Origin of the sequence: Chryseobacterium flavum, from assembly GCF_003385595.1 — a bacterium.
GTDB lineage: Bacteria > Bacteroidota > Bacteroidia > Flavobacteriales > Weeksellaceae > Chryseobacterium > Chryseobacterium flavum.
In genome coordinates this window covers 158,123-185,095 of sequence record NZ_QNUE01000001.1, presented here as the reverse complement: position 1 = coordinate 185,095, position 26,973 = coordinate 158,123, and the positions used below count along the sequence as shown (strand labels likewise).

20 protein-coding genes are annotated in these 26,973 nt (G+C 39.9%); 12 read left to right on the top strand and 8 right to left on the bottom strand.

Going from position 1 to position 26,973, the window contains the following annotated elements; all coding sequences use genetic code 11:
* Nucleotides 1–40: 40 nt before the first annotated feature.
* The 8 genes from DRF59_RS00760 to DRF59_RS00720 all read right to left on the bottom strand — a co-directional run bounded on the left by DRF59_RS00760 (nt 41) and on the right by DRF59_RS00720 (nt 8,542).
* Complete coding sequence (locus tag DRF59_RS00760; RefSeq protein WP_115956390.1) at nt 41–919, bottom strand: ORF6N domain-containing protein; 879 nt, start codon at nt 917–919, stop codon at nt 41–43.
* Nucleotides 916–2,997 (bottom strand): type IA DNA topoisomerase, encoded by a 2,082-nt coding sequence (locus DRF59_RS00755; RefSeq protein ID WP_115956389.1) that lies wholly within the window; start codon nt 2,995–2,997, stop codon nt 916–918. Before DRF59_RS00755 ends, DRF59_RS00760 begins: the two co-directional genes overlap by 4 nt.
* A 19-nt stretch (nt 2,998–3,016) precedes the next feature.
* Nucleotides 3,017–4,468, bottom strand: coding sequence for a DUF3945 domain-containing protein (locus DRF59_RS00750; protein ID WP_115956388.1), 1,452 nt, complete (start codon nt 4,466–4,468; stop codon nt 3,017–3,019).
* A gap of 86 nt (nt 4,469–4,554) precedes the next feature.
* Nucleotides 4,555–4,863 carry a helix-turn-helix domain-containing protein gene (locus tag DRF59_RS00745; RefSeq protein ID WP_115956387.1) on the bottom strand — a complete coding sequence of 103 codons (309 nt, stop codon included), beginning with the start codon at nt 4,861–4,863 and terminating at the stop codon, nt 4,555–4,557.
* A 266-nt stretch (nt 4,864–5,129) separates the two neighbouring features.
* Nucleotides 5,130–5,978 (bottom strand): RteC domain-containing protein, encoded by an 849-nt coding sequence (locus tag DRF59_RS00740; protein WP_115956641.1) that lies wholly within the window; start codon nt 5,976–5,978, stop codon nt 5,130–5,132.
* Between the two features lie 587 nt (nt 5,979–6,565).
* Nucleotides 6,566–7,192 (bottom strand): hypothetical protein, encoded by a 627-nt coding sequence (locus DRF59_RS00730; protein ID WP_123873638.1) that lies wholly within the window; start codon nt 7,190–7,192, stop codon nt 6,566–6,568.
* A gap of 1 nt (nt 7,193) precedes the next feature.
* Nucleotides 7,194–7,865, bottom strand: a complete 672-nt coding sequence (locus tag DRF59_RS00725; RefSeq protein ID WP_115956384.1) for a hypothetical protein — start codon at nt 7,863–7,865, stop codon at nt 7,194–7,196.
* 2 nt (nt 7,866–7,867) lie between these two features.
* Entirely contained in the window at nt 7,868–8,542 is a 675-nt protein-coding gene (locus DRF59_RS00720; RefSeq protein WP_115956383.1) for a hypothetical protein, read from the bottom strand.
* Nucleotides 8,543–9,140: 598 nt separating this feature from the next.
* Here DRF59_RS00720 and DRF59_RS00715 point away from each other — a divergent pair.
* The 12 genes from DRF59_RS00715 to DRF59_RS00660 all read left to right on the top strand — a co-directional run bounded on the left by DRF59_RS00715 (nt 9,141) and on the right by DRF59_RS00660 (nt 26,940).
* Nucleotides 9,141–9,866, top strand: a complete 726-nt coding sequence (locus DRF59_RS00715) for an NUDIX hydrolase (RefSeq protein ID WP_115956382.1) — start codon at nt 9,141–9,143, stop codon at nt 9,864–9,866.
* Between the two features lie 17 nt (nt 9,867–9,883).
* The gene (locus DRF59_RS00710) at nt 9,884–11,368 is read left to right on the top strand and encodes a xylulokinase (protein WP_115956381.1); all 1,485 of its coding nucleotides are present in this window, start codon (nt 9,884–9,886) and stop codon (nt 11,366–11,368) included.
* A 106-nt stretch (nt 11,369–11,474) separates the two neighbouring features.
* Nucleotides 11,475–12,803, top strand: a complete 1,329-nt coding sequence (xylA, locus tag DRF59_RS00705) for a xylose isomerase (protein WP_115956380.1) — start codon at nt 11,475–11,477, stop codon at nt 12,801–12,803.
* Between the two features lie 92 nt (nt 12,804–12,895).
* On the top strand, nt 12,896–15,790 hold the full coding sequence (locus DRF59_RS00700) for a SusC/RagA family TonB-linked outer membrane protein (protein WP_115956379.1): 2,895 nt from the start codon (nt 12,896–12,898) through the stop codon (nt 15,788–15,790).
* A 12-nt stretch (nt 15,791–15,802) separates the two neighbouring features.
* Complete coding sequence (locus DRF59_RS00695; RefSeq protein ID WP_115956378.1) at nt 15,803–17,761, top strand: RagB/SusD family nutrient uptake outer membrane protein; 1,959 nt, start codon at nt 15,803–15,805, stop codon at nt 17,759–17,761.
* A 79-nt stretch (nt 17,762–17,840) separates the two neighbouring features.
* Nucleotides 17,841–19,016: a mannonate dehydratase gene (gene uxuA, locus DRF59_RS00690; protein ID WP_115956377.1), complete on the top strand. Its 1,176-nt coding sequence runs from the start codon at nt 17,841–17,843 to the stop codon at nt 19,014–19,016.
* Between the two features lie 32 nt (nt 19,017–19,048).
* On the top strand, nt 19,049–19,864 hold the full coding sequence (locus tag DRF59_RS00685; protein WP_115956376.1) for an SDR family oxidoreductase: 816 nt from the start codon (nt 19,049–19,051) through the stop codon (nt 19,862–19,864).
* Between the two features lie 225 nt (nt 19,865–20,089).
* Entirely contained in the window at nt 20,090–21,508 is a 1,419-nt protein-coding gene (uxaC, locus tag DRF59_RS00680; protein ID WP_115956375.1) for a glucuronate isomerase, read from the top strand.
* A complete protein-coding gene (locus tag DRF59_RS00675; protein WP_241505452.1) occupies nt 21,498–22,511 on the top strand; it encodes a sugar kinase in 1,014 nt (337 codons plus the stop codon). The genes uxaC and DRF59_RS00675 overlap by 11 nt, the downstream gene beginning before the upstream one ends.
* Complete coding sequence (locus DRF59_RS00670) at nt 22,508–23,140, top strand: bifunctional 4-hydroxy-2-oxoglutarate aldolase/2-dehydro-3-deoxy-phosphogluconate aldolase (protein WP_115956374.1); 633 nt, start codon at nt 22,508–22,510, stop codon at nt 23,138–23,140. The genes DRF59_RS00675 and DRF59_RS00670 overlap by 4 nt, the downstream gene beginning before the upstream one ends.
* A 4-nt stretch (nt 23,141–23,144) precedes the next feature.
* Nucleotides 23,145–24,419 carry an MFS transporter gene (locus DRF59_RS00665; RefSeq protein WP_115956373.1) on the top strand — a complete coding sequence of 425 codons (1,275 nt, stop codon included), beginning with the start codon at nt 23,145–23,147 and terminating at the stop codon, nt 24,417–24,419.
* A gap of 37 nt (nt 24,420–24,456) precedes the next feature.
* Entirely contained in the window at nt 24,457–26,940 is a 2,484-nt protein-coding gene (locus DRF59_RS00660; protein ID WP_115956372.1) for a glycoside hydrolase family 95 protein, read from the top strand.
* The last annotated feature ends 33 nt before the right edge of the window (nt 26,941–26,973 follow it).

Genomic DNA, 26,973 nt, shown 5'->3' with positions numbered 1-26,973 from the left:
AATAACATAGAAAACCCTCTAAAATTTAAGAGGATTTGTACTATGGAGATAAGTTCTGAAGCATTTTACCTACTTCAATATCCATTCTCGAAAAAGCAAACCACTTTTTACCCAAATCCTTTAATGATGCGCCGACATGGTATAGTTCAGTATTGTCAACAATGAGGAAACGGTCATGTGCATGGGCAAAAGTATGAATAGTTATAGGCGGGTACTGACTGTTGTAGCGTTGCAAATCGAGCTGTAATTGATTGCTGATGCTTTTGGTATAAATAGTGGCAGATACGGATTGGCCACGCTTTCCAAGTAGCGTTAGCACCGTATCGTCCACATAGTTGTCAATCAGGATAATTGACCTTTCTGCGCTCCGTATAATATCGGCAACAAAGGTGTAGGCATCGAATATCTGCCCGTCATAGAAAATACCTTTATCGCTATGGAGCTTGCCGCTTTCCAAAGCCTTAAAAATTTCCTCAAACTTGCCGTCTGCTTCAATCTGTTTTAATTCTATTTTATCCATCCGGGAGAACAATGCAGCATTACCGATTAACAGTTTCCGCATTTCTACAAAGGCATTCATAATCGCAATGCTTACTTTTATAGCTATATCACTGCGCAATACGGCAGAGAGCTGAGCCACTCCTTGTTCTGTGAACACATAGGCAAGATAACGCCGCCCGCCACGTCCGCCGTTTGAGGTTCCAAATTGGAACCTCAAAGTTTCACTTTCCTGCTCGGTCAACTGGAAACAAAATGTGTCGGGAAACCGCTCGATATTCCTTTTTACGGCTTTGTTCAGAATTTTGGTTTCGACCTGATAAAGCATAGCCAGGTCTTTATCAACCATGACCTGTTTACCCCGTACCGTATAGATAAGGGGTTCTATTTCCTTTTGGCTTATAAAAACGTTACTATTCATTTCTTTTTGTACTTGTTATTTTCAAATTCAAAAGAGGTTTCCCCGTTATTTTTCAGGACGATATAGGCATCAAACTTTTTACCCGCTTTGCTTTTCATTCCTTTAATAAGGCTGGTTTTACCTTTATTTACGAGGTTTTCTATTTCAAGAAGACTTAATTGTATTCCACACACATTGCGGAATTGGAGCCAACTGCAAGTTTCATCCGTGCATTTTACAACCTTATCCCTGATGAGCAGTTTTTGGGATTTGCATTTAGGGCAGGTCAATTCGGGATGCTTTTCGCTTGCAATGCTGATGTTCATAAGTTCCTGTGTAATAGATGAAGTATAGGCTTCCATTGATTGGTGAAAATCCATAGCATCCGCTTCGTTGTTCTCAATCTTCTGCAAAGCCATTTCCCATTCGGCAGTCATGGCTACATCGGCAATCCGTTTGTCCTTTACCGCTTCGTACACCTGTAAACCCTTTTCTGTAGGAATAAGGGATTTCGTTTCCCTCCTGATATAATCCCGCTTAAAAAGCGTTTCGATAATGGCGGCTCTTGTAGCAGGTGTGCCGATACCGATGCCTTGCAGGGCTTTCCGTTCGTCTTCGTTCGCTATTTCCTTTCCGGCATTTTCCATTGCGGACAATAGACCAGCTTCCGTATAAAGTACAGGTGGTTTGGTTTTCTTTTCCAATACGGATGTATCTTTTATTTTTAGTTCATCACCAACTTTTAAATCGGGCAATTCCTGTGCAGGCTCGCTGTCTTCTTCTGTAAAATTTCCTTTGATACCACGCCAGCCTGCTTCGAGAATTTTACAGCCTTTGAGCATAAAATCATAATGAACAGCCTGTAATGTGATGTCGGTTACCTCTTTGGAACAGGCTTGTGATAGGGCTTCCAGCAAACGCAAGGCAATCATATCGTATATGGCATCTTCCTTTGCGGGCAAGGCGGACGGTATTTTTTCGGTTATCAGCAAACCGTGATGGTCTGTTACCTTTACATCGTTCACGATGCGCTTATTGAACCGACCCCATTTCACTTTCCCAATAGCTTCTTTACAGGAAGTTTTTGCTTCCAATGACCTTACCAATGCAGGAATTTCAGTCCAAATATCTTCGGGAATATATTTGCTACCTGTGCGGGGGTAGGTAATAAATTTCTTTTCATACAGGCTTTGCGCTATGTTCAATGTTTCTTCGGCAGAAAGCCCCAGCTTTTTGTTGGCTTCCTTTTGTAGTCCTGTAAGGTCGAACAGCAACGGTGGCTGTTCTGAAAAGGTTTTGTTCTCTACCGCCGTAATGGTCGCTATTCCGGCACGCTCAATGGATTTAAGCGTATCGTCAGCCAACTTTTTGTCTTCCCATTTGGTTTTAGAAAGGCTTTTAAAATCCAAAAACTCTTTGCGGTGTCCCAATTGTATCTGCCAATATTTTTTGACGGTAAAGTTTTTGTTTTCCAAATACCGTTTGCAGATAAGGGCAAGCGTGGGCGTTTGCACTCTACCGAGGGAGTACACGCCACGACCTGAAATACTCAATGCCTGCGAAGCATTAATCCCTACCAGCCAATCGGCTTTGCTCCGTCCTTGTCCGGCTTGATAAAGCCCGTCAAAGTCGCTTCCAGCTTTCAGGTTGTCAAACCCTTGCTTAATGGCTTTTTCAGTAAGTGAACTTATCCATAAACGTTGAAAAGGCTTACTACACTTTAGGTATTCGTAAATGTATCTAAAGATGAGTTCACCCTCACGCCCGGCATCGGTAGCCACGATGATGCTATCGCAACGACCAATAACCTGCTCGATAACTTTCAATTGTTTTAACGCTCCGCTATCGGGAACATAGGTTTTGTCCTTTTTTACCTTTCGTACAGTCAGTAAAAAGGGATTTGGTAAAATGGGCAGGGCTTCTTTTTGGAAGCCCGACAATCCGTAATCTTCCGGCATAGCCAGTCCGATTAAATGCCCGAATGCCCACGTAACCTGATAGCCGCTGCCTGTTAGGTAGCCATCCTTTTTATCGGTGGCTCCCAACAGGGCGGCTATCTCACGGGCTACGCTCGGTTTCTCTGCAATAACTGCTTTCATATCTTTTTCTTTTTAGTGATTATCGTCTTACACCCTTTGATTTAGCTGGTTTTGGTGTTTCCTGCTTTTCCTGCTGCTGTTTGTTGGCTGGGGCGGTTTGTTGGGATTTTAGAGGCTCATTGATATTTTTGGTTGCCTCATTGGTTTTTCCCTCAGAATTAACGGCAACCTGTGTTTTGTGGGTTTCTGCCGGAACAATCTTATCCTTTAACTTGTCAGGGTTTCTAAAATTGAAGCCATACTTTCCTGTTTCGGCACTCAATGTAACGTAGCCCTTATAAGGCTGTCCTTTTCCGTCTTTGAAATCCGAAACGTAAACGGTCTTGCCCTCCATGAGTTTTTTGTATTGTTCATCGCTAAACTCTTTGCCCCTGAATAATCTTGGGTTATCCTGTGACTGCGTTTGCTGATGGTTTTGGGATTGTTTGTTGTTAATACCCCTGTCAAAAAGGTACTCTGGATAACGCTTATCAGCGTTATATTGAACATCGCTATCGAAAGGCTTTCCTTTTTTGGACACCATACCCTCTAAGTGGATGACTTTGCCCTCATATAGAGCTTGTTTTTGTTCTGCATTGAGTTTCACACCTCCAATTTTGTCAGGTACTTTTATCCAATTTTGCCGTAAGGCGATTACCTCGTTTGTTAACTTGTCAATACTAATGATGGACGGTATCTTTTCTCCTGTTTTTGGATTGGTCAATTCCACCATACGCCCCATGTTTCCGGTTTTGAGCAGGTTGTCTTTGTCCTCTTTGGTAAATTCATGACCAAAGAAAGGAGCATTAAGGTTCGGTTCGTGGCGGACACCATACATGACAAATACGGGCTTTCCATCTTCGCCGTTTTGAAGCCCCAACCTCGCTTCGGAACGGATTATGGCTGAACCAAAATTGATACTCACCGGATATACCTTATTAGTTTTATAGCCTTTCAATAGCGTATCCAGCACACCGTCCTTTTCAAGCCTATCTTTGGTTATCCCGATTTGCTCTAAAGTTTTCCAATCAATATCTTCTGCCTTATAGCGATATTCGGTTGTTTCCGGCGTGGGCGTTGCTTGTGCTGTTCCCGTCTCATTTTTGTTTTCCTGTTGCTGTTCCTTTGGCTCTTTGACTTCATGCTTCTGCATAACCGCCTCACCCTCTTTGGTAGGGGCATCAACTTGTTTCTGCATTTCTTTAGCGGTTTCGACCGCTTCCGATGCAGGAACTTTAAAGAATGAAAAGTGGGTCGGGTCTTTAAGCTGTCGCCAAAAATTGGAAAAGAAGTTGGAGAATAAATCACCGCTTTTATCTACCCGCATGAACTCACTTTGGTTCTTTTTATCGGCATCAACGGTTTTCAAATTGCCATTTTCGTCAATACCTGTAACCGCTTGGATTTTCTTTTTCTCTTTGTCCATCACCAACAGCACATCCGAAAGCTGTTCGGGATATTGCTGTGGATTTTCAATGTTTTGTTCGCTCATAATATTGCTATTTTAAAATGTTACCATCCGAATGTAATTGAAGTGAATACGGCTTAGCCGTACCCGTCTTTAGGTGGCACTGTTTGTCATTGATTGTCCTTTGTACGTTGCAGGGGCATATTAAAACTCTCCCTGACGAATTGGTGTACATCTGATAGTTTGTAGTACAGTTTACCGCTAATGGTATAGTAAGGCAACTTGCCGGACGAGCGGTATCGTTGCAAAGAGCGATGACTGATTTTGAGCATTTGGAGCAGGTCTTGATTGTCCAGTAGCTCTTCGCCGTCTATGCTGTTGCGCTGTTTCTGTATATCAATGATATGCTCTTTTAAAATGTCGAAACGCTCCATGATACGCTCCATCCATGCGGTAAATTCCATTCTGTCAATATTCATAATGGTACGTTTTAATGATATTCTTACCATACAAAATTGGAGCGTTTGGCGGGGCCTGTCTTCCGATACGTGTCTATCAAAAAGGCACTTTTTTCAATTTTTTTGCAATTGATTTAAAGTGCTGCTTTTTAGGGGTTTCTTGCTTTTACCGTTGCTCATGGGGTGTTCCAAACAACGGATTTGTCTATATACACATATAGGCAAAGGGGCAAAAAAAGGAACAGCACCAATGATGCTGTTCCTTTACCTGAAAGAAAAGAGGGCAATTAGTGGTTATCTTCCTTATCCATATATTCCTCTAAACTGTATTTCAGTTGGTCTAAAAACAAAGTGCGTGAGCCTGCACGGGTTTTCATACGGTGAAAGCTGTTGTGTATATCATTAAGAGAAACACGGAACAGGATTTGAAACACCATGCTGATTTTGCGGATGCCTAATTTTCCGTGTGAAATGGCATCGGCGGCATGGAGTGCATAAATCAATTCAATGAGTGCGTTCTTTGTTTGTGTCCAAAAAATATCTTTTGCATCGCTATCCTGCAATAAAACATCGGGATTTTGTTCAGGGCTTAATTTTGTGGTGAGATAATTATAGATGAGTTCGTTGGCGATGATTTTTGCCACCTTATAATCAAAGTAGGTAGAGAAGCTCGGGTCAATTTCAAATACAAAGCTATTTAGCCCATCATAGTAGTTGATGTTACCCAGCGTATAGTAATTCTCATCACGGTCGGTTCTGCCGGAGCGGTAATACCTGTAAAATTCCGAGTTACAGATATGCTCTTTGTATTCCTGCTTTAATTCCCTCAACTGCAAAGCAAAATAGCATTGATGTAAATTTCCGTTTTCTGCGGGACAGGCTGTTTCAATCCGGTACACTTTGTTGTAATAAATGAGTTTACCGAGAATATTAGGTTTTATCAGCTTGAAAAAATTGATTTCTTCGTCTTTGCTGGAAAAGCCCTCTTTCAATACATCTTCTTTGAGGGTACGCAACAACTCTTGAAGATAAATAGTCATTTTATAAGCCTCATCAATGAAACTGGATGCTTCGGCAGATAATTTTCTTTCCTGCTTTTGGATGTCGGCAACAATGGTCTGTAATGGATGTCTCATAGCCACGGTTTTTAAATCAGGTAATATCTATCTTAATACAAATATTAGCCTTAACTATGAATTTGTTCCATGATACGAACCGAAGTCAGGTAAGATTTTTTTAGGGGATAAACTGGACAATATCGAAAGCCTTTGCAAAACATTGGGTATATATACCATGTATATCAAAACCGTATCTTTTTAGCTCCCTCTACTTTTGCAGGGCTTTGAGGCTGTTTAGGTTTAGATTGACTAACCTTTTCCGTGTTTAAATCTTGTTGATATGGACTGTCTTTCAATTGGTTCAATCGCCTCAAATCTTCCAGTAGTGAGTTCGAGTTCTGTACCAGTGGGTTCACTAATAACAAAGAATGCCAAATGATGCAAAAACAATCATTTGGCATTTTGTCGTTAAATCGGTTAAGAATAGTCAATATTTCTTGCTGAACAAGTGGAATTAAGTTAATAAGATGCAAACAATGATTATGTATTAGTCTATTATTTGATTTCATTTTCGGGAATGATATCAATTATCCATCCATGCAAAGTCAAAGCTCAGTTCATCAGAGATTGTTTCAGCCGCTAATCCGGATACTTTAATTTCTCATTTAAAATTTTTCGCAGAGCATCGTATAGAAATATTGGTCTGCTCCCATATTTCTTGCTAGAAAAGTTACCCTGTAAAGGTTGGCATCACCTGGATAAGTCATGTAAAGTTCATCTAAAATGTTATTTGAATAAGCAGGGTCCAGAGTGAACCAGGTGTTTGATGCAGTATATGTTGCAGTAAGGTTTGATATAATGCTGTTGGGAGGTATAAAAGTATTGACGTTGCTATTTACTTTTTGAATCTTAGTGTAATAGATTATAATATCAGCAGCGGTTACCAATCTCATTTGAGGTAGGGGACCAGTGTCAAATCTGTATTGCATTTTGCCACAATCCATGACATTCCCTATTACAGGGGAATTTGAAAAATAAACAATTTTTTTATTTTCTATGGCACGATCTCTTACCGTATTTAATAAACTTGCTTTATCCCAGGAGTCGAGATCTCCATTTGAATTGGCAACAATTATTTTATTGTAATTACCATCGGTACTTTTATCTGTTAACGTTCTTATTCTTACATCACCATTAACATCTAATGCTCTGGCTGGCGCAGTTGTTCCTATGCCAACTTGAGCGTTAATGGAAAATGATACCAGGCTAAAAAATAAAGAAATATTTTTCATATTATAGAGTTTGAATATAAAATTTTTCACATATAAGGGCATATGTAAAATCAGTATTGGTATTACTGATACGGGATAGAGTGAGGCGGTACAAATTATTTTGTTTTGGCGGTACAATTGTATAGATTCTGACTGTGTAATTTGGACCTGTGGTAAATGTAGCAGGGTCTAATGACTGATAAGCTGAATAATTCAAATTTGTAAATGCAATTGTTCTGTTGACAAAATTATATGAATTATTTATCCATCTTTTAATTCCATAGCCCAGGTTAAAGTTTGTAATGTTCCCATTTGTTACAAAAGTGGTGAGGGAATTAAGTTTAATTTCAGCAGTATTCAGATTATTAATCCGAAAAGTGACATCACCACAACTACATTCTTTAGTCTCATCCGGCACAGAACTGTTATAGACCATACGTTTTACTTCAACATTGTTTGTCTCTGTTTGTGCAACAGCAGATATATTAATATAGTCTATATTACCTGTTGCATTACTTGCGGTTACAATTCTGTCATAGGAAACATTATTAGTTACGTCGTTTGTAGAAGTGACCCTTAAGTCTCCGTTTATATCCAATTTCCTTGTGGGCATATTGGTATCTATACCAAACTTTTGATCCTGAGCCATCACAAGACCATTAAGCCCAATAACTAAAAATACTATATTCCTCATATCTAAAATTTTTCACAAGAAGCAACAAAATCCCAACTATCTGCTCCGGTATTCTGCTTTACCTTATAAATGGTCAGCCTATAAAAATCTGTGTCATTTGGGTATTGGAAATGCATAATATTCTGTTCATAATCAGCTAAATTTGCCCGTGCAAATTCTTGATTAACGTTCCAGTTAGAGGTAGTGAATAAAAAGGGAACAGTGGAGGGGTCGGTTGGAGCTTTTCCCTGATAAAACTGAAAGCCATTGGCATTAAAATTCTGCTCCATACTCATATAAATATTTACATCAGTTCCCGGATTTTCAGCCAGCCTGAAATTGATCCGTGATTGATCGGTGCCTTCAAAGACAAATAAAAATTTACCACATTTTAATGTTCTGGCAGGATCTCCGTTAGGGCCGGGCATATTATAAAGTAAACTGTAACTTTCTTTGTTGGACGTTCCGGGATCCAATGGAGGCTTCATACTGGACTTTGTAATATAATCTACATTCCCGTTAATATCTGTAGATAATATTTGATCATATGCCGCAGATTCAGATTTATTGGTCAAAACACCAACGCGCATGTTACCAACGACATGAAGTTTGCGTGTTGGAGTATTGGTATTAATACCAACTTGAGCTAATGTTATGAAAGGTACGGAATACAGAAAAAGAATAAATTTATGTGACATAGGGAGTGATTTGATAGTTAACAAATAGTAAATTTTATGCCGTTGGTTTTCAGTGTGTTAATGGTTGAGTATTGTGTTTTTTTTAAGGTTGAATTCATTAGATTTACTGGTATTTCGAGTCATTCAACGAAACATATTAACAGAATTATTTCCGGCCATTCCTGGTTCTGAATTCTGATACCTGTAAAAATCAGTTGTTTCTTCTCTTCGAATTCTTTATTTCGTAAATCTTTAGGGTTGAGTAAGAAAAATGGTGAAAAAAAAACCATTTTTGGTGGTATTTTATTAATGAAAAGTGTGTTTTTTACATTTTTTTTTCAAGTGAAATGAAAAAAAAAATCATTCTTCTTATCATAATATTTCTTCAGAAAATTTAATTTTTTTTTTAAGCTGATTAAGATTGCAATTAATTGTGAATTCATATCTTATGAAAATACTAAGTGTAAAATCAATGATAACCTTATCATATTTTTTATACAATTGATATCATAAAAATTCGATATGTAAGGTGTTGATAAGCAGCAGATAATGGTTGATTTATTTTTTTTATTCAGATGAATTTTTATATTTGTAATGTTACCAAAATGTTAACAAACTAATGAATCAGAACTTTATTCATACCTATGTCTCTGTCGATTGTGTTGTATTTGGATTTGACCATGAAAACCGGTTGAATATCTTATTAGTACAACGCCATGTTGATGATATTCCGTTGGAAAAACAGAGAAAACTGCCGGGAAGCCTGATCTTTAGTGATGAAGATGTAGATGATGCTGCACAAAGGGTACTTCATGAGCTTACAGGAATAAAGAAAATGGTTCTTAAACAGTTCCGGTGCTTTGCTGACCCTATGAGAGCGAGCAACATACATGATATAAAATGGATGGATAAGGAATACAAGCATCATATAGACAGGATCATCACAGTGGCTTATCTTTCCCTTTGCAAAATAGACCATAAGATCAACAGTACAAAATACGATACCGTAGACTGGTATCCTATTGATGAGGTTCCGGTACTGCCGTTTGACCATAACAAAATTATCAATGAATCACTGATTGAGATCAGAAAGTGGATTGAATCTGATTTCTCCATTATTTTTGAGCTGCTGCCGAAAAGGTTTACCATAAGACAGCTTTATCAGCTATACAGTGCTTTAAGCGAAAAAAATATCGATATTAAGAATTTTCATAAGAAAATATCTTCGTTCCCCTATATTGTTCCTTTGGATGAAATCCAAAAAGATGTATCACACCGCGCCGCAAGATATTACAGGTTTGATGCTAAGATTTACAAGAAAAACAATACAAAACTTATAAAATAATCTTTTTTAAAAAAATTATGTACTTACTAGGCTATGACATTGGCAGTTCTTCTGTGAAAGTGTGTCTCATCGAGGCATCCAGTGGAAAGGTGATTGCTTCTGAATTTTCTCCCAAAAAAGAAATGAAAATCACTGCTATAAATCCGGGATGGGCAGAGCAAAATCCGGTTGACTGGTGGATCAATCTGAAGTTGGCACACGAAGCTGTCATGCATGAATCTGGAGTACATGCTGAAGATATCAAAGGAATCGGAATCACCTGGCAGATGCATGGGTTGATTCTGGTAGACAAAGATCAGAACCTTTTAAGACCATCCATTATCTGGTGTGACAGCCGTGCTGTGCCTTATGGTGAGCATGCTTTTAAAACCATAGGTGAAGAAAAATGTCTTTCTCATCTGTTGAATTCACCGGGGAATTTTACCGCTTCTAAGCTTGCATGGGTAAAAGAAAATGAACCTGAGATCTTTGAAAAGATAGATAAAATAATGCTTCCGGGAGACTATATTGCCATGAGACTTTCAGGGCAGATAGGAATGACCATTGAAGGATTATCAGAAGGAATATTCTGGGATTTTAAGAACAACTGCATTTCGGAAGATATCATTAACCACTATGGAATTCCTGAAAGTTTTTTCCCCGAAATTGTACCTACATTCGGTATTCAGGCAACAGTTTCAAGGGCAGCAGCGGAAGAATTAGGCTTAAAGGAAGGTACACCTATTTCTTACAGAGCAGGAGATCAGCCCAACAATGCGCTTTCCCTGAATGTTTTTAATCCGGGAGAAATTGCCTCTACAGCAGGAACTTCAGGAGTGGTATACGGAGTTTTGGACCAGCTGGAATATGATAAATTATCAAGGGTAAATACATTTGCCCATGTCAATTATACTCCGGAACAGATCAGACTTGGGGTTTTGCTGTGTATCAACGGAACCGGTATTTTAAATTCGTGGCTGAAGCACAATTTTGCAACCTCACTTTCTTCTTACGGGGATATGAACGATATGGCTTCACTTTCACCTATCGGTTCAAAAGGGTTAAGCATTATTCCTTTTGGAAACGGAGCAGAAAGAGTGCTGGAAAATAAAGATACAAGCTGTTCTATTCACGGAATTAATTTCAATATACATACTAAAGGAGATATACTGCGTGCGGCGCAGGAAGGTATTGTATTCTCTTATGAATACGGAATGGATATCATGAGAAATATCGGAATGGATATCCAGGTCATCCGTGCAGGAAATGCCAACATGTTTTTAAGTTCAATTTTTCGCCAGTCGCTATCCAGTGTAAGCAATGCGGTCATTGAACTTTATGATACCGATGGAGCGGTGGGAGCAGCAAGAGCTGCCGGAATGGGAATAGGATTTTATTCAGATTCCAGGGAAGCATTTTCTTCCCTTGAGCAGATAGCGGTAATAGAGCCTGAACACGAAAAACGAGAACAATATTTAGAAGCCTATGGCAGATGGAAACATCATCTTAACGAAATAATCTAGGACAATTACAACCGTATTTTTCATCCTCTTACTGATCCTTAAGAACCAGTGAGAAGGGGATCTCTACGCAAAAAATTAAAAATAAATAAAAAATAATCAAATAAATATGAACACTTTAACAGGTACAAAAGAGTTTTTTACGGGTATTGAAAAAATTAAGTTTGAAGGGAAGGAGAGCAGGAACCCGTTGGCATTCCGCTATTATGATGCGGAAAAGATCGTGATGGGAAAACCTATGAAAGACTGGACAAGATTTGCAATGGCATGGTGGCACACCTTATGTGCAAACGGAAGTGATCCGTTCGGGGGACCTACCATCCACCACCCATGGGATATCGGAAATGATCCGGTAACAAGAGCAATGCACAAAATGGATGCAGGCTTTGAATTCATGTCCAAAATGGGTTTCAATTATTACTGCTTCCATGATATCGATTTGGTAGACCCAGCCAGCAACTGGAAAGACTACGAGAAGAATATGCAGACTATCGTGGAATACGCCAAACAAAAGCAGCAGGAAACAGGCATTAAGCTTTTATGGGGAACAGCGAATGTTTTCACCCATGAAAGATACATGAACGGTGCTTCTACAAACCCAAATTTTGATGTTGTTGCTTGCGCAGGAACGCAGGTGAAAAATTCAATAGATGCTACGATAGCACTTGGTGGTGAAAATTATGTTTTCTGGGGCGGAAGAGAAGGATATATGAGCCTTTTGAACACGGATATGAAACGTGAAAAAGATCATCTTGCACGTTTCCTTTCCATGTCGAGAGACTATGCACGTCAGCAAGGCTTTAAAGGAACTTTCCTGATTGAACCAAAACCAATGGAACCTACCAAACACCAGTACGATTATGATTCTGAAACTGTAATCGGATTCCTGAGACATTACGGATTAGATAAAGACTTTAAACTGAATATCGAAGTAAACCATGCTACATTGGCAGGTCACACATTCGAGCATGAACTTCAGGTTGCAGTAGATGCAGGACTTTTAGGAAGCATTGATGCCAACAGGGGAGACTACCAGAACGGATGGGATACGGACCAGTTCCCGATTGATTACTACGACATGGTTCAGGCATGGCTTGTATTGCTTCCGGCAGGAGGTCTGGGAACAGGAGGAGTAAATTTTGACGCTAAAATCAGAAGAAATTCTATTGATGCTGAAGATTTATTCATTTCACACATTTCAGGAATGGATGTATTCGCAAAAGGTCTTCTGGCAGCGGCTGATATTCTTGAAAATTCGGATTACAAAAAACTGAGAACAGATCGTTACGCTTCTTTTGATAATGGTAACGGAAAAGCATTTGAAGAAGGCTCGCTTACACTGGAAGATCTGCAGAGAATAGCTCACGAAATCGGTGAACCACAGCCAAAAAGCGGAAAGCAGGAGCTGTTTGAAGCTATCGTGAATATGTATATATAATAAAAAATAAAAGGCTCATAAACACTAAGGATTTTAGAAATTATAATTATTAAACAGCCTTTTATTCAACAACTAATATTAAAATAATAATTATGAACCGATTTTATTTCAATAAGAGCAATAGAGCCGCATTATTCTTTGCAATGACTTTATTGCCTTCCGGCATAGCATATTCACAGGTTAAGAAAGATACAGTAGCTAAAGAAAATAAAATAGATGAAGTTGTTGTGATAGGATATGGAACCCAGAGAAAAGAAGCTGTGACAGGTTCTGTAGCCACTGTAAAAGGAGATGCCCTGCGTGAAGTACCTTCTGCCAATATTACCCAGGCATTACAGGGAAGAACTGCGGGGGTAGATATCTCACAGACTTCTACCAAACCGGGCGCAGCCATGCAGATCCGTATCAGGGGAACAAGATCTCTTACGGGAGATAACAATCCGCTGATTGTATTGGACGGTATTCCTTTTGTAGGGTCACTGGGAGATATAAGCTCCAGCGATATTAAAAGTATTGATATCCTGAAAGATGCCTCTGCCACCGCCATCTACGGTTCCAGAGGAGCAAACGGTGTTATTCTCGTTACCACAAACAGAGGAGCAAAAGGGCAGAGGCCCAGATTCACCTACAATACATTTACAGGAGTGCAGACCTTGTTTTCAAAATATCCTATGATGGACGGGCCTAAGTTTGCACAGTTGCGTGCTTATGCAATTCCTGCCGGAAATACAACACCTTTGTATTCAAACGGTGCTGATGAAAATAACAGTGTGAATACAGATTGGCAAAGCCTGTTTTATAAGCCGGCAATGATGACCAGTCATGATGTAGGAGTTTCAGGAGGAACAGAAGGTGGGAATTATAATGTAGGTTTGTCATATTTCAAACAAAATGCATTAATCCCTGTTCAGAGTTATGAAAGATTCGCCCTTAGGATGGCTATTGACCAACAGGTGGGCTCTATTTTTAAGTTTGGTTTTACAACCAATTCCAATTATTCCATCTCAGAAGGGAACGGAGTAAATCCGGGAGCGGTTCTGGGATATTCTCCTATTGCCAATCCTTATAATCCGGACGGAAGCCCGAAAAGAGTAATGAGTACTGCAGGAGGAATTGATCAGACATGGATCTATACCAGAAGAAGCTTGGAAAGCTTAGGGGATAAATATATAGATGAAACCAAATCTTTTGCATCATACAACAACCTTTACGGGGAGGCAAGCCTGCCAATTAAAGGATTGAAATACAGGTTAAATGTTGGTTTGGATTTCCGTACCTCAAACAGTGGCAACTATGCCGGTGTAGGAGTCTTTAATACAAACCCTCAAGGGCCTTCAGCTGCAGGAAGAGGAAATAATCAGACCTACCATTGGGTATTGGAAAACCTTTTGACGTACGACCGTACATTTGGAAAACACAAGATTAATGCTGTAGCATTATATTCTGCGGAGGGTAATAAATATACAAGTTCATACATGAGCGCAAAGAACGTCCCTGCAGATTTCTTCCAGTATTATAACCTGGGACAGTCACCACAGGCGGATATTACAGTAAGACCAGAAGACCAGATATATTGGAAAACCGGCCTGCTTTCAGCGATGGGAAGAGTAATGTATACTTATGATAATAAATATATGCTGACCGCCACTCTTCGTGGAGACGGTTCTTCCAGGCTTGCTCCGGGAAACAAATGGCATACGTATCCCGCATTATCATTAGGATGGAATGTTACCAATGAATCCTTCATGCAGAATATCAAAGTGATTAATCTCCTTAAATTCAGAGCAGGATGGGGGCAGACTTCCAATCAGGCAGTAGATCCATACACTACGATGGGAAGATTTAATGTCGCTCCTTATAATTATGGACTTGCAGGAAGTACAGGGATTTACGGAAGTCAGCCTCCAAACCCGAATTTAGGATGGGAATATTCAAAAACACAAAACTACGGGGTTGATTTCGGAATACTGAATAACCGTCTTACGGGAAGTGTGGAATATTACAAAACCCATACCTATGACCTGTTGACACAAAAAAGTCTTCCGGCATCAAGCGGTTGGTCATCCATTGTTTCCAATGTAGCAGAAACAGAAAATAAAGGATTGGAGGTTTCTTTAAATGGTACCATTTTTGACAATCCGGATGGGTTTACATGGGAAGCCGGAGTTAATTTTTATACCAATAAAAACAAAATTTTATCTCTTGCATCCGGAACAGATCGTGACGTTAATAACTTATGGTTTGTAGGTCATAATATCAATTCATTATATGATTATCAGTATATAGGTCTTTGGCAGGCTGGTGACCCTTACCAGAGTATTCTGGAGCCCGGAACTCCGGCAGATGTTATAGGATCTATTAAAGTTCTTTACACAGGAGGTTATAATGCTGACGGGACTCCGATGAGAGCAATAGGACCGGATGACAGACAGATTTTTGATACTGCTCCGAAATTCCAGGGAGGATTCAATATGCGCTTTGCCTACAAGAATTTTGAACTAAGTACCGTAGGGGCTTTCCAGCACGGAGGAATCCTGGTGAGTACGATTTACGGATCAGCAAGTTATCTTAACAGATTAACCGGAAGAGGGAATAACGTGGATGTGGATTACTGGACAGAAGATAATACCGGTGCTTATTTTCCGCGTCCGGGCCGTCACTTGAGTGGTGATAATCCAAAGTATTCCTCTACATTAGCGATGTTTGATGCTTCTTACCTTAAGCTTCGTACCATTACATTAGGCTATAATGTTAATAAAGAATTACTGAAAGATCTGAAAATCAATAGTCTTAGAATCTACTTTACCGTAACCAACCCTGTGGTATTATTCTCCCCTTATCATAAATTCTCAGGAATGGATCCGGAGCCTAACTCTTTTGGGAATGAGAACCAGGCGGTTAGCGGATATCAGAGCCGCCAGCTTGTTATAGGAACCAATAATCCTTCCACAAGAAATTACTTAATGGGACTAAACTTAACCTTTTAAAACTGTACAGTCATGATAAATTTTAACAAAAAACTGCTATTGGGAGCTCTCTTTTTATCCTTAACATTTACAGGTTGTAATGAAATTCTTGATGAGCAGCCAAGATCAATATATACGGCTGACTATTTTAATACAGCAGACGGAGTTAACCAGGGCTTTACAGCCTTATACAGACAGATGCGTTTATTGTACGGTAACGGATATTTTATGAGCAATTGCCAGAATGGTACAGATGAATCTACCTGGGCTCAAAGTGCTGATGGTAACTTTAAAGAACTCGATATGTCCGGAAACGGGAATATCAATTCCAATACTTTTCCTACAAGTATGGTCTGGAACTCTGTATTCCCGTATATCAATACAGCCAACGGAATTATTGAAAAAGGACCAGGATTCGGAATTGCAGAATCTATGATCTCTGAAGCCCGTTTCTTCCGTGGATTTTATTACTTCATGCTCGTACAGACCTATGGAGGAGTTCCTCTGGATTTGGGAGCAGGAGAATTGAAATACAATACGCTGCCATCCACAACTTCTGCAAGAAATACTGTGCCGGAAGTATACACAAAAACAGTTTTTGCTGACCTTAAAAAAGCAATAGAAAATCTGCCTGCATCACCAAGGGTAACCGGAGGGGTAACCAAAAATGTTGCAAGATTGATGCTTGCCAAAGCTTACCTTACTTATGGATGGTGGCTGCAGAATCCAAACGGGATTCCAACTTACCCTGAAGTGGCAAGGACTGATCCTGACGGGCACAATGCCCAGTGGTATTTCCAGCAGGCTTATGATATCGCTATGGAAGGAATTAACAATCCTGGACCTTACGCGCTTCAGCCTACCTTCTATGATGTCAATGTAGGTTCAAATGACAGGAATACCGAATCGATGCTTTATGCAGACCATACACAGTCAAGTACTTATTACAACGAAAGTGACCCTGTAGGATTTGGTTCAGGCTGGGCCCCGGATAATTTTGCAGCATGGATGCAGACCTGGAACTATACTGCCATCAAAAGTAGTAAAACAACAGCATGGGTTGGAGCAGACGTTGTAAGTTCAGTACAGAGAGAAGCAGCACAGTCACTGGGACGTCCTTGGGTTCGTATGTGTCCTACGTTGGGAGTTATTAAAAATACTTTTGCAGATAAAACCAACGATTCCCGTTATGATGGAACTTTTGTAACCACCTACAGAGGAAACTGGAACAAGAATGGAACAGGCCTTACAACGGTTCCTGTACTTTATAACGCCAATAATTTACCTGTGCAGCCGGGAGGAGCAATCTTAAGCTTCCTGAATGATGACAGCCAGACTCCTTCTTATCCTACAGGATCCGGACAAAGCGGTGTAGGAGCAGGAACCCTTCCGGGGAGAGCAGACTGGGTCATTGCACCGAACGGAATCAGCAGAATTGTATATCCTGGATTATGGAAAATAGGAACTTACCGTACCGATGATCCGAACGGGTTAGGATATCCGAATGCGGGATTAACCCGCCCTTTCAGTGTCGCTAAGTTTTCAGAATTCTATTTTATTGCAGCGGAAGCAGCAGTGAAAGGAGCGTCAGGAGCCAGGACAGCCAGAGATCTTATCAATGTGATCCGTGCCCGTGCCGGAAAATGGAAGTTCAATAATGCTGAAAATACTGCTTATGTAGCAGATAACAGTGCTGCAATGACTGCTGCTACACCATCCGTAATTACCATTGATTATATTCTTGCAGAAAGATCCCGTGAATACTACGGGGAATTCTACAGATGGTATGATCTGGTACGTACACAGAAGTGGGGAGACTATGCAGCAACCTATCAGATAGGAGGAGCTTCTTATGGAGATCATGCCCCACAAACGGTTACAAGAACGATAAAACCCTTTCACTATCTGAGACCCATTCCTCAGAATCAGATTGATGCGATGGAAGTATCGGCAGATATTAAAGCAAAATATCAGAATCCAGGATACAATTAATTATTTTCTACATTCATATCAGTAACAGAGTAGGTGTGAAAAGCACCTGCTTTGTTTATCTGAATTAAAACTTTACATTATGGAAAAAACCTGGCGTTGGTTTGGAAAAAAAGACAAAATACAGCTGAGTACACTTCGTCAAATAGGAGTAGAAGGAATTGTTTCTGCACTGCATGATATCCCAAACGGAGAAATCTGGAATCTGGAGGCCATCAATGATTATAAAAACTATATAGAAAGCCACGGACTTCGTTGGTCTGTTGTTGAAAGTCTTCCTGTGAGTGAGGCGATCAAATACGGAGGTGAAGACCGTGACTCTTTAATAGAAAATTATATCACGAGCCTTGAGAATCTGGGTAAAGCGGGGGTTACAACAGTTTGCTACAACTTTATGCCTGTTCTCGACTGGGCACGCACCGACCTTTTTCACGAATGGAAAGACGGTTCATCCTCACTTTATTTTGACAAAGCCAAGTTTGCGTACTTCGAAATTCATATCCTTAAAAGAGAGGGAGCAGAAAACGACTATAACCCGGAAATCCTTCAGAAGGTAGAAGAATTAAAAAATACCTTAACGGAAAAAGATAATCATGACCTGATAGATTCAGTCATTGTAAAAACACAGGGCTTCGTTAACGGAAATATCAGAGAAGGCGAATTGAATCCTGTAGAAAAGTTCAACAGTCTGCTGGCTTTGTACGATGGTATAGATAAGCATCAGCTTCGCCAAAACATGAAATATTTCCTTGAAAAAATAATGCCTGTATGCGAAAAATGGAATATCCAGATGTGTGTACATCCTGATGATCCGCCTTTTTCATTACTGGGCTTACCCAGAATAGTAACCAATGAAGAAGATATCGACTGGCTTCTGAAAGCTGTTGATAATCCTCACAACGGATTAACATTCTGTGCCGGATCTTTAAGCGCCAACCTTCAGAATGATGTTCCAAAGCTTGCGCAAAAATTTGCTCACCGTACCAAATTCGTTCACCTGAGAAGTACAAATGTCTTTGAAAACGGTGATTTTATCGAGGCTCATCACCTGGGAGGAAGAGGAAAACTCATTGAAGTAATCCGTGTATTTGAAAAAGAAAATCCTGATCTTCCTATGAGGATTGACCATGGTAGACTTTTAACAGAAGATATTGACAAAGGATATAATCCCGGCTATTCATTTTTAGGAAGAATGCTGGCATTGGGCCAGATCGAAGGAGTAATGGCTGCAGTACAGTCGGAATTACAAAAAAATTAATCTGCGTTTGTAATAAATAATAAAAAAGTAAAATGAAAGACCTGTTTAGTATTGAAAACAAAGTAGCAGTCATCACAGGGGCTTCGGGCGTTTTGGGAGGCAGCCTTGCCAAAAGTTTTATAGAGGCCGGAGCAAAAGTTGTTGCACTGGGAAGAAACCAGGAAACATTGGATGCCCGGGTAAAAGAACTGACAGATTTGGGCGGGGATGCACTTGCTGTAGAAGCCAATGTGATGGATATTGAAAGCCTTGAAGCCGCTTCAGTGAAAATAAAGGAAAAGTATGGCCGTATTGATATTCTGCTCAATATAGCGGGTGGAAATATTCCGTCAGCAACCTTATCTCCCGAACAGTCATTTTTCGATATGAATATGAAAGGATGGGCAGAGGTTACAGATCTGAATATCAACGGAACTGTTTATCCGAGCTATGTTTTCGGAAAAGTAATGGCTGAGCAGGGGAGCGGAAACATTATTAATATTTCTTCCATGGCCGCCTATTCAGCAATTACAAGAGTGGCCGGATATTCTGCCGCCAAATCAGCAATTACCAATTTTACGCAATGGCTGGCTTCTGACCTGGCATTGAAATTTGGAGATAAAATACGCGTTAATGCCGTGGCTCCCGGATTTTTCATTGGAGATCAGAACCGCGCAATCCTTCTGAATCCGGATGGAAGCTTAACGGAAAGAAGTAAAAAAGTAATGGCGAAAACACCTATGCAGAGATTTGGAGAAGTAGAAGAACTGAACGGGGTTATACAGTTTCTGTGTTCCGATGCAGCAAGTTTTATCACAGGAGCACTGATTCCTGTTGATGGAGGTTTCAGCGCATTCAGCGGAGTATAAAAAGCTAATTTCTTCATATCATCAAACAGGACCTTAGTGGTTTCATTAAGGGTTCTGTTTTTAAATGTAGACACCTAAGTGTTGTGAAAATCATTGATTTTCATCTTATGTGAACTTTTCTGCATAATCATAATTGAAGTGTTCTAAAAACAAAGCTTTTGTGACTTTTGTGGTTTTGCAGAGTGTAAACAAGTTAATTAAAATCCAGGATTGTAAAAATAAATAATGAGTAATTCCATTAAAAATAAAAACGTTTTCGGAGAATTGTTTTTGCTTGAATCAGCAAAGGCAAAGAATCTGTATTTCGGTTATGCTAAAGATATGCCGGTTATAGATTACCACAATCATTTGGAGCCGGACGTTATTGCGGCCAATCAGAATTTCCGTTCTCCAACCGCTATCTGGCTGGATGGTGACCATTACAAATGGAGAGCCATGAGAAATTTTGGCATTGATGAACAGTTTATTTCCGGAAATGCTTCAGATTATGAAAAATTCATGAAATGGGCCGAAGTGGTGCCGTATACCCTTCGCAATCCGCTGTTTCACTGGACGCATCTGGAACTCAAAAATCCTTTTGGTATCAACGAATATTTATCACCCAATAATGCAGATACGGTGTATCATCAGATGAATGAAAGTCTGCAGACACCTGGTTTTTTACCACAATCCATTATTGAAAATTTTAAAGTAGAAGCCTTATGTACAACAGATGATCCTGCTGATGATCTGGTTCATCATAAAGCTTTAAAAAGCAGCAGCTTTCAAACAGCTGTTCTTCCTGCTTTCCGACCTGATGCCTATATCAATATGATTAATCCCGAACAGTATCTTTCAGGAATTAAAAAGCTTGAAAAAGTCTGTGGATTTTCCATCGTGTCAGCTTCTGATCTGTTAAATGCGCTTCAGTCCAGAATCAATTATTTTGTGGAAGCAGGAGCAAAAGTGGCCGATCACGGCTTTGAATATTTTCCGGATACCACAAAGTGGAATCAAAACCTTGAAAAAGAGTTTTCCGGATTCCTGAAAGGTAATCTCTCAACATTTTCCGATCCGGATGCATTATGCGGCTATATGCTGAAAGAGCTTTGCAAAATGTACGCAGAAAAAGGCTGGGTACAGCAGTTTCATGTAGGGGCAACCCGGAATAACAATTCAGAAATGTTCAGAAAAATGGGTGCCAATGCAGGATACGATGCCATTGGAGAACCATATTATGCACAGCGATTGAGCGTTTTGCTGGATGCATTGAATTCAGAAGGAAAACTGGCCAAAACCATTATATACAATCTGAATCCGGCACTTAATGAAGTTCTGGCGACTCTTGCCGGAAATTTCAATGAAGGAGGAATCAAATCTAAAGTACAGTTTGGAGCAGCCTGGTGGTTTCTTGATCAGCTCGACGGGATGACCAAACAGATGAATACACTCTCCAATATTGGTCTGATCAGCACTTTTGTCGGCATGTTGACCGATTCCCGAAGCTTACTGTCATTCTCAAGACACGATTATTTCAGAAGACTTTTGTGCAGTCTGTTCGGAAGTGAAATGGAAAGAGGGCTTCTTCCCGATGATGAAAAATGGGTCGGAAAAATTATTCAGGATATCTGTTATCACAATACAAAAAATTATTTTGAAATCTAATACCATGCAGGGTTCAGCAAAAATACTATGTTTCGGGGAACTGCTTCTCCACTTTGCCCCGGATTCCGAAGGAAACTGGTTGAATGAGCAGTCTTTGAAGATGTATGTTGGCGGCGCTGAATATAATGTGGCAGCAGCACTTTCCCAGTGGAAGAATCCTGTGAAACTATTATCAGCTTTACCGGAGAATTTCGTAGGAAACCAGCTGGAATCCCAGCTTAACAATAAAGGAATTGAAGTCCTTGCAGAAAAAACTCAAGGGAGAATAGGAACATTTTACCTTTCTTCTGATGGAGATATGCAGAACGCTTCAGTAGTGTACGACCGTTTTCCGTCTGTTTTTACCCAATCGGATTTTGTAAATTTCAGTGATGATGAGATATTTTCAGAGGTAAAATGGCTGCATATCAGTACCATCACACCGGCTTTGAGTGACCATGCATTTCGCAAATGTTTACAGATCATGAAAGAAGCCAGAACAAGAAATATCACGGTTTCACTCGACCTGAATTACAGGGCGTTGCTTTGGCAAAATCAGAATCCTCACAAAATTAAAGAGCTGATACCTTTTGTGAATGTTCTTATGGGAAATATCTGGTCTGTCGGGCAGTTTCTGGATATTCAGGTTGAATATGAACTTAACGGAAATTTTGATGATGAAAACCTTCTGAAACAAGCAGAAAAAACAGCATTGGAAATCAGAAGACAATTCCCGGAGGTGGAAAAAATTGCGAATACCTTCCGCTTTACAAACGGGGAACAGGTCAATTATTTTGCCACCTTATTTGCTGATGAACAGCTTTTGATTTCAGAAAAATATAATTCAGATAAAATTGAAGAAAGAGTAGGCAGTGGTGATTCTTTCATGGCCGCTTTGATTCATGGAATTTTAAAAGGAAATTCTGATCAGCAGATTCTGGAGGATGCTACAAAAGTTGCTTTTAAAAAGCTTTTTGTAAAGGGAGATACCATTAATGAAAGCATTAATATCGAAACATTATGAGTGAAATACTACAAAAAATAAAAGACCAGAAAATAGTTCCGTTGTTTTATAACGAATCGTATGAAGCCTCAAAAAATATCGTAGAAGCTTTATACGAAGCAGGAATCCGTGTGATAGAATATACCAACCGCGGTCATCAGGCACTGGAAAACTTCACTAAGCTGAAAGAAATTTCCCATATTGAATTTCCTGGTCTTCTGTTAGGAATCGGGACGGTAAAAAACATACAGGAAATGGATGATTATGCTAACGTAAAAGCAGATTTTATCATCACACCTGTTATCAATGAGGCATTGGTGAAACATGCTCTCGAAAAAAATATCCTTCTGATTCCGGGCTGCTTTACCCCTTCCGATATCAATATTGCGCATCAGAATGGGTTAACACTGGTTAAAATATTCCCGGCAGATGCTTTAGGGAAGAACTACATAAAATCTGTGAAACCTGTTTTTCCGGGAATGAATTTTATGCCAACCGGAGGAATCCATGCTGAAACTGAAGATATCAGAGGATGGCTCAATGGGGGCGCCATAGCAGCAGGATTGGGAAGCTCTCTCATCGGAAAAGATGTTAATGAAGAAGAACTGACTCTGAAAACAAAACATTTATTACAACAACTTAATCAATAACTCAATGCAGGCTCCTCAAAACCGTAATATAAGATGGTGGATGCTGTCCCTTGTCTTTCTCGCCACTACGATCAATTACCTTGACCGTCAGGTAATGGGTTTGCTGAAACCTGTGCTGGAAAAAGAATTCAGCTGGGATGAAAAAGATTACAGTTATATCGTCATGGCTTTTACCACGACTTATGCCATCGGTTATATGGCCATGGGAAGGTTTATAGACAGGGTGGGAACCAAAATCGGGTATGCAGTTTCCCTTATTGTATGGAGTTTGGCCTCTATAGGACACGGTTTTGTAAAAAGTACCATCGGGTTTATCATTGCGAGAAGTACCTTAGGCATCAGTGAAGCAGGAAATTTCCCTGCTGCCATCAAATCAGTGGCTGAATGGTTTCCCAAAAAAGAAAGAGCACTGGCAACGGGAATTTTTAACTCAGGAGCAACGGTGGGAGCCATTTTGGCGCCGCTATTGGTTCCGTTCATTCTTGGGCATTACGGCTGGAGACAGACCTTTGTGTGGATTGGTGCTTTGGGTATGGTTTGGATTGTTCTTTGGTGGAAATTTTATACCGTACCGGAAAAAGCCAAAAATATCAGCAAGGAAGAACTGCAGTACATAAAAAGTGATCAGGCTGAAAAAGCAGAGGAAAAAACCAAAATTCCTTTATCGGAATTACTGAAATATAAAGTAACATGGTCATTTGCCATCGGTAAAATGTTAACCGATCCTATCTGGTATTTCTTTATGTTCTGGCTGCCGGCCTATTTCTCGGATGTATTCAAAATGGATTTAACAAAACCATCCCTTCCATTGATTATTATTTACAGTGGAACTACCATCGGAAGTATTGGCGGAGGTTATCTCTCATCATTTCTGATCAAAAAAGGATGGGCTATTGGAAGGGCCAGAAGCATTACCATGTTATTGTTTGCTTTGATGGTGGTTCCGGTCATGTTCTCAAAATATGTAGATAATATGTGGATGATCACGATTATCATTGCTTTTGCAACAGCCGCACACCAGGGTTGGGGAGCCAATCTTATGACCACGGTCGGAGATCAGTTGCCTAACAGCTATGTCAGCTCTGTCATTGGTTTTGGAGGAATGCTCGGTTCTGCGGCAGGAATTATTTTTCCGTTGTTCATCGGGATTGTTTTGGATACATTCAAAAAGGCAGGAAACGTCAATGGCGGTTACAATATTATTTTCTTTATTGCAGGAATTTCATATGTTGCAGCCTGGGGACTCATTTCGTTGATGAACAGAAAGAAAACAGCTTAATATAAAAGTAATACAGTTTGAAATTTAAAAAATAAAAATGAAATCCGGGCTTTACATAACCACAGGTCTTCTGATCAGTATATTTTCCTTTGCCCAGAAAGGAGGAAAGTATAAACTGTGGTATGATAAACCCGCAAAACAATGGGTGGAAGCTTTACCCATAGGAAACGGAAACATGGCAGCTATGGTCTATGGAGACCCTTATCAGGAAAAACTTCAGCTGAATGAAGGGACATTCTGGTCCGGAGGTCCTTCCCGGAATGATAATCCGGATGCTCCAAAAGTTCTTGATTCCATCCGATATTATTTATTTAACGGAAATTATAAAAGAGCCCAGATCCTTGCTGATAAAGGGTTAACAGCAAAAACAGTTCATGGTTCGGCATTTCAGAATATTGGTGATTTTACGCTGGATATGAATAATCTTAAGGGTATCAGAAATTATTACAGAGAACTGGACATTGAAAAAGCAATCGCAACCACTACATTTACCTCTGGTGGCATTAATTTTAAAAGAGAAGTTTTTGCCTCAATTCCTGATCATGTAATCGTTATTAAATTAAGTTCAGATCACAAAAATGCTCTGAATTTTAAAGCAAAATTCAACAGCGAGCTTAAAAAGAACGTCAAAGCTATTGATGCCAATACTTTACAGATGGATGGGATTTCTTCCACATTAGATGGCATTCAGGGACAGGTGAAATTCAATGCGCTGGCAAAACTCATTACCAAAGGTGGCAAAACCCAGATCTCAGAAGACGGAATTTCAGTAAGCAATGCTCATGAGGTCATGATTCTAATTTCCATTGCGACTAATTTTACAGACTATAAAAATTTAAATACAGACGAAGTTGCAAAAGCCAGAAAGTATATTGAAACAGCGGCAAATAAAAGTTTCAAAACTTTAGTTCAAAACCATCTGAGTGTTTATCAGAACTATTTTAAAAGAGTAGATCTGGATTTAGGAACTTCTGAAGCTTCAAAAAATCCAACGGATATCAGGATTAAAAATTTTGCAAAAGATTATGATCCGGAACTTGTTTCATTATATTATCAGTTCGGGCGTTATCTCCTGATTTCTTCCTCTCAGCCGGGTGGCCAGCCCGCGAATTTGCAGGGGATCTGGAACAATTCCAATAAACCGGCCTGGGACAGCAAGTATACCATTAACATTAATACGGAAATGAATTACTGGCCGGCAGAAAAAACCAATCTTCCTGAAATGCATGAACCGCTGATCCGGATGATAAAAGATTTGAGCGAAACAGGAAAAGAAACGGCAAAAACAATGTACAACAGCCGTGGCTGGGTAGCACATCATAATACCGATATCTGGAGAATAACAGGAGTGGTGGATTTTGCCAATGCAGGAATGTGGCCGATGGGCGGAGCCTGGCTTTCACAACATTTGTGGGAAAAATATTTATACAGCGGAGACAAAAACTATCTGCGAACCATTTATCCTGTTCTGAAATCTGCAGCACTGTTCTATGAAGATTTTCTGATTGAAGAGCCTGCGCATCACTGGCTGGTAGCAAGCCCGTCTATGTCTCCCGAAAATATTCCGCAGGGACACCAGGGAAGTGCTCTGGCAGCGGGAAATACAATGGACAATCAGTTGATGTTCGACCTGTTCACCAAGACAAAAAAGGCGGCACAGATTCTCAATACAGATTCAGACAAAATTCAGGTCTGGAACACTATTATTTCAAAATTACCACCGATGAAAATCGGAAACTATGGACAATTGCAGGAATGGATGGAAGACCTGGACGATCCTAAAGACAACCACAGGCATGTTTCTCATTTGTACGGATTATTTCCTTCCAACCAGATCAGTCCGTTTACTACACCGGAATTGCTGGATGCTTCCAGAACCGTACTCGTTCACCGCGGAGACGTGTCCACAGGCTGGTCAATGGGCTGGAAAGTCAATCTTTGGGCTAAATTATTAGACGGGAATCACGCCAATAAATTAATCAAAGATCAGTTAACGCTGGTAGAAAAAGACGGTTGGGGCAGCAAAGGCGGAACGTATCCGAATCTTTTCGATGCCCATCCGCCATTCCAGATTGATGGAAATTTCGGCTGCACTTCCGGGATTACCGAAATGCTTCTGCAGACTCAAAACGGTTTTATAGACATTCTTCCCGCACTTCCGGTTGAGTGGAAAAACGGCAGCATTTCCGGGCTGAAAGCCTATGGAGGTTTCGAAGTCAGTATTATCTGGGAAAATAATAAAGCAAAAGAAATTACCATAAAATCCGGATCGGGAGGAAACTGCAGAATAAGGCTTCCGAATGAAATGCAGCTTTCCGGAAACACAAAACTGAGAAAAGCAGAAGGTAAAAATCCGAATTCTTTATTTGAAATTCCGGAAACTCCAAAACCGTTGATTTCTGATCAGGCAAAATTGAATTCTGTTGAAATTAAAGCCGATCTTATCTATGATTTCCCTACTGAAGCAGGGAAGGTGTATACATTAAGATGGAGTGATAAAAGCTCTGAAGAGACTATCTGAAATTAAATCTATTACAATAAAAACTAAAAAATC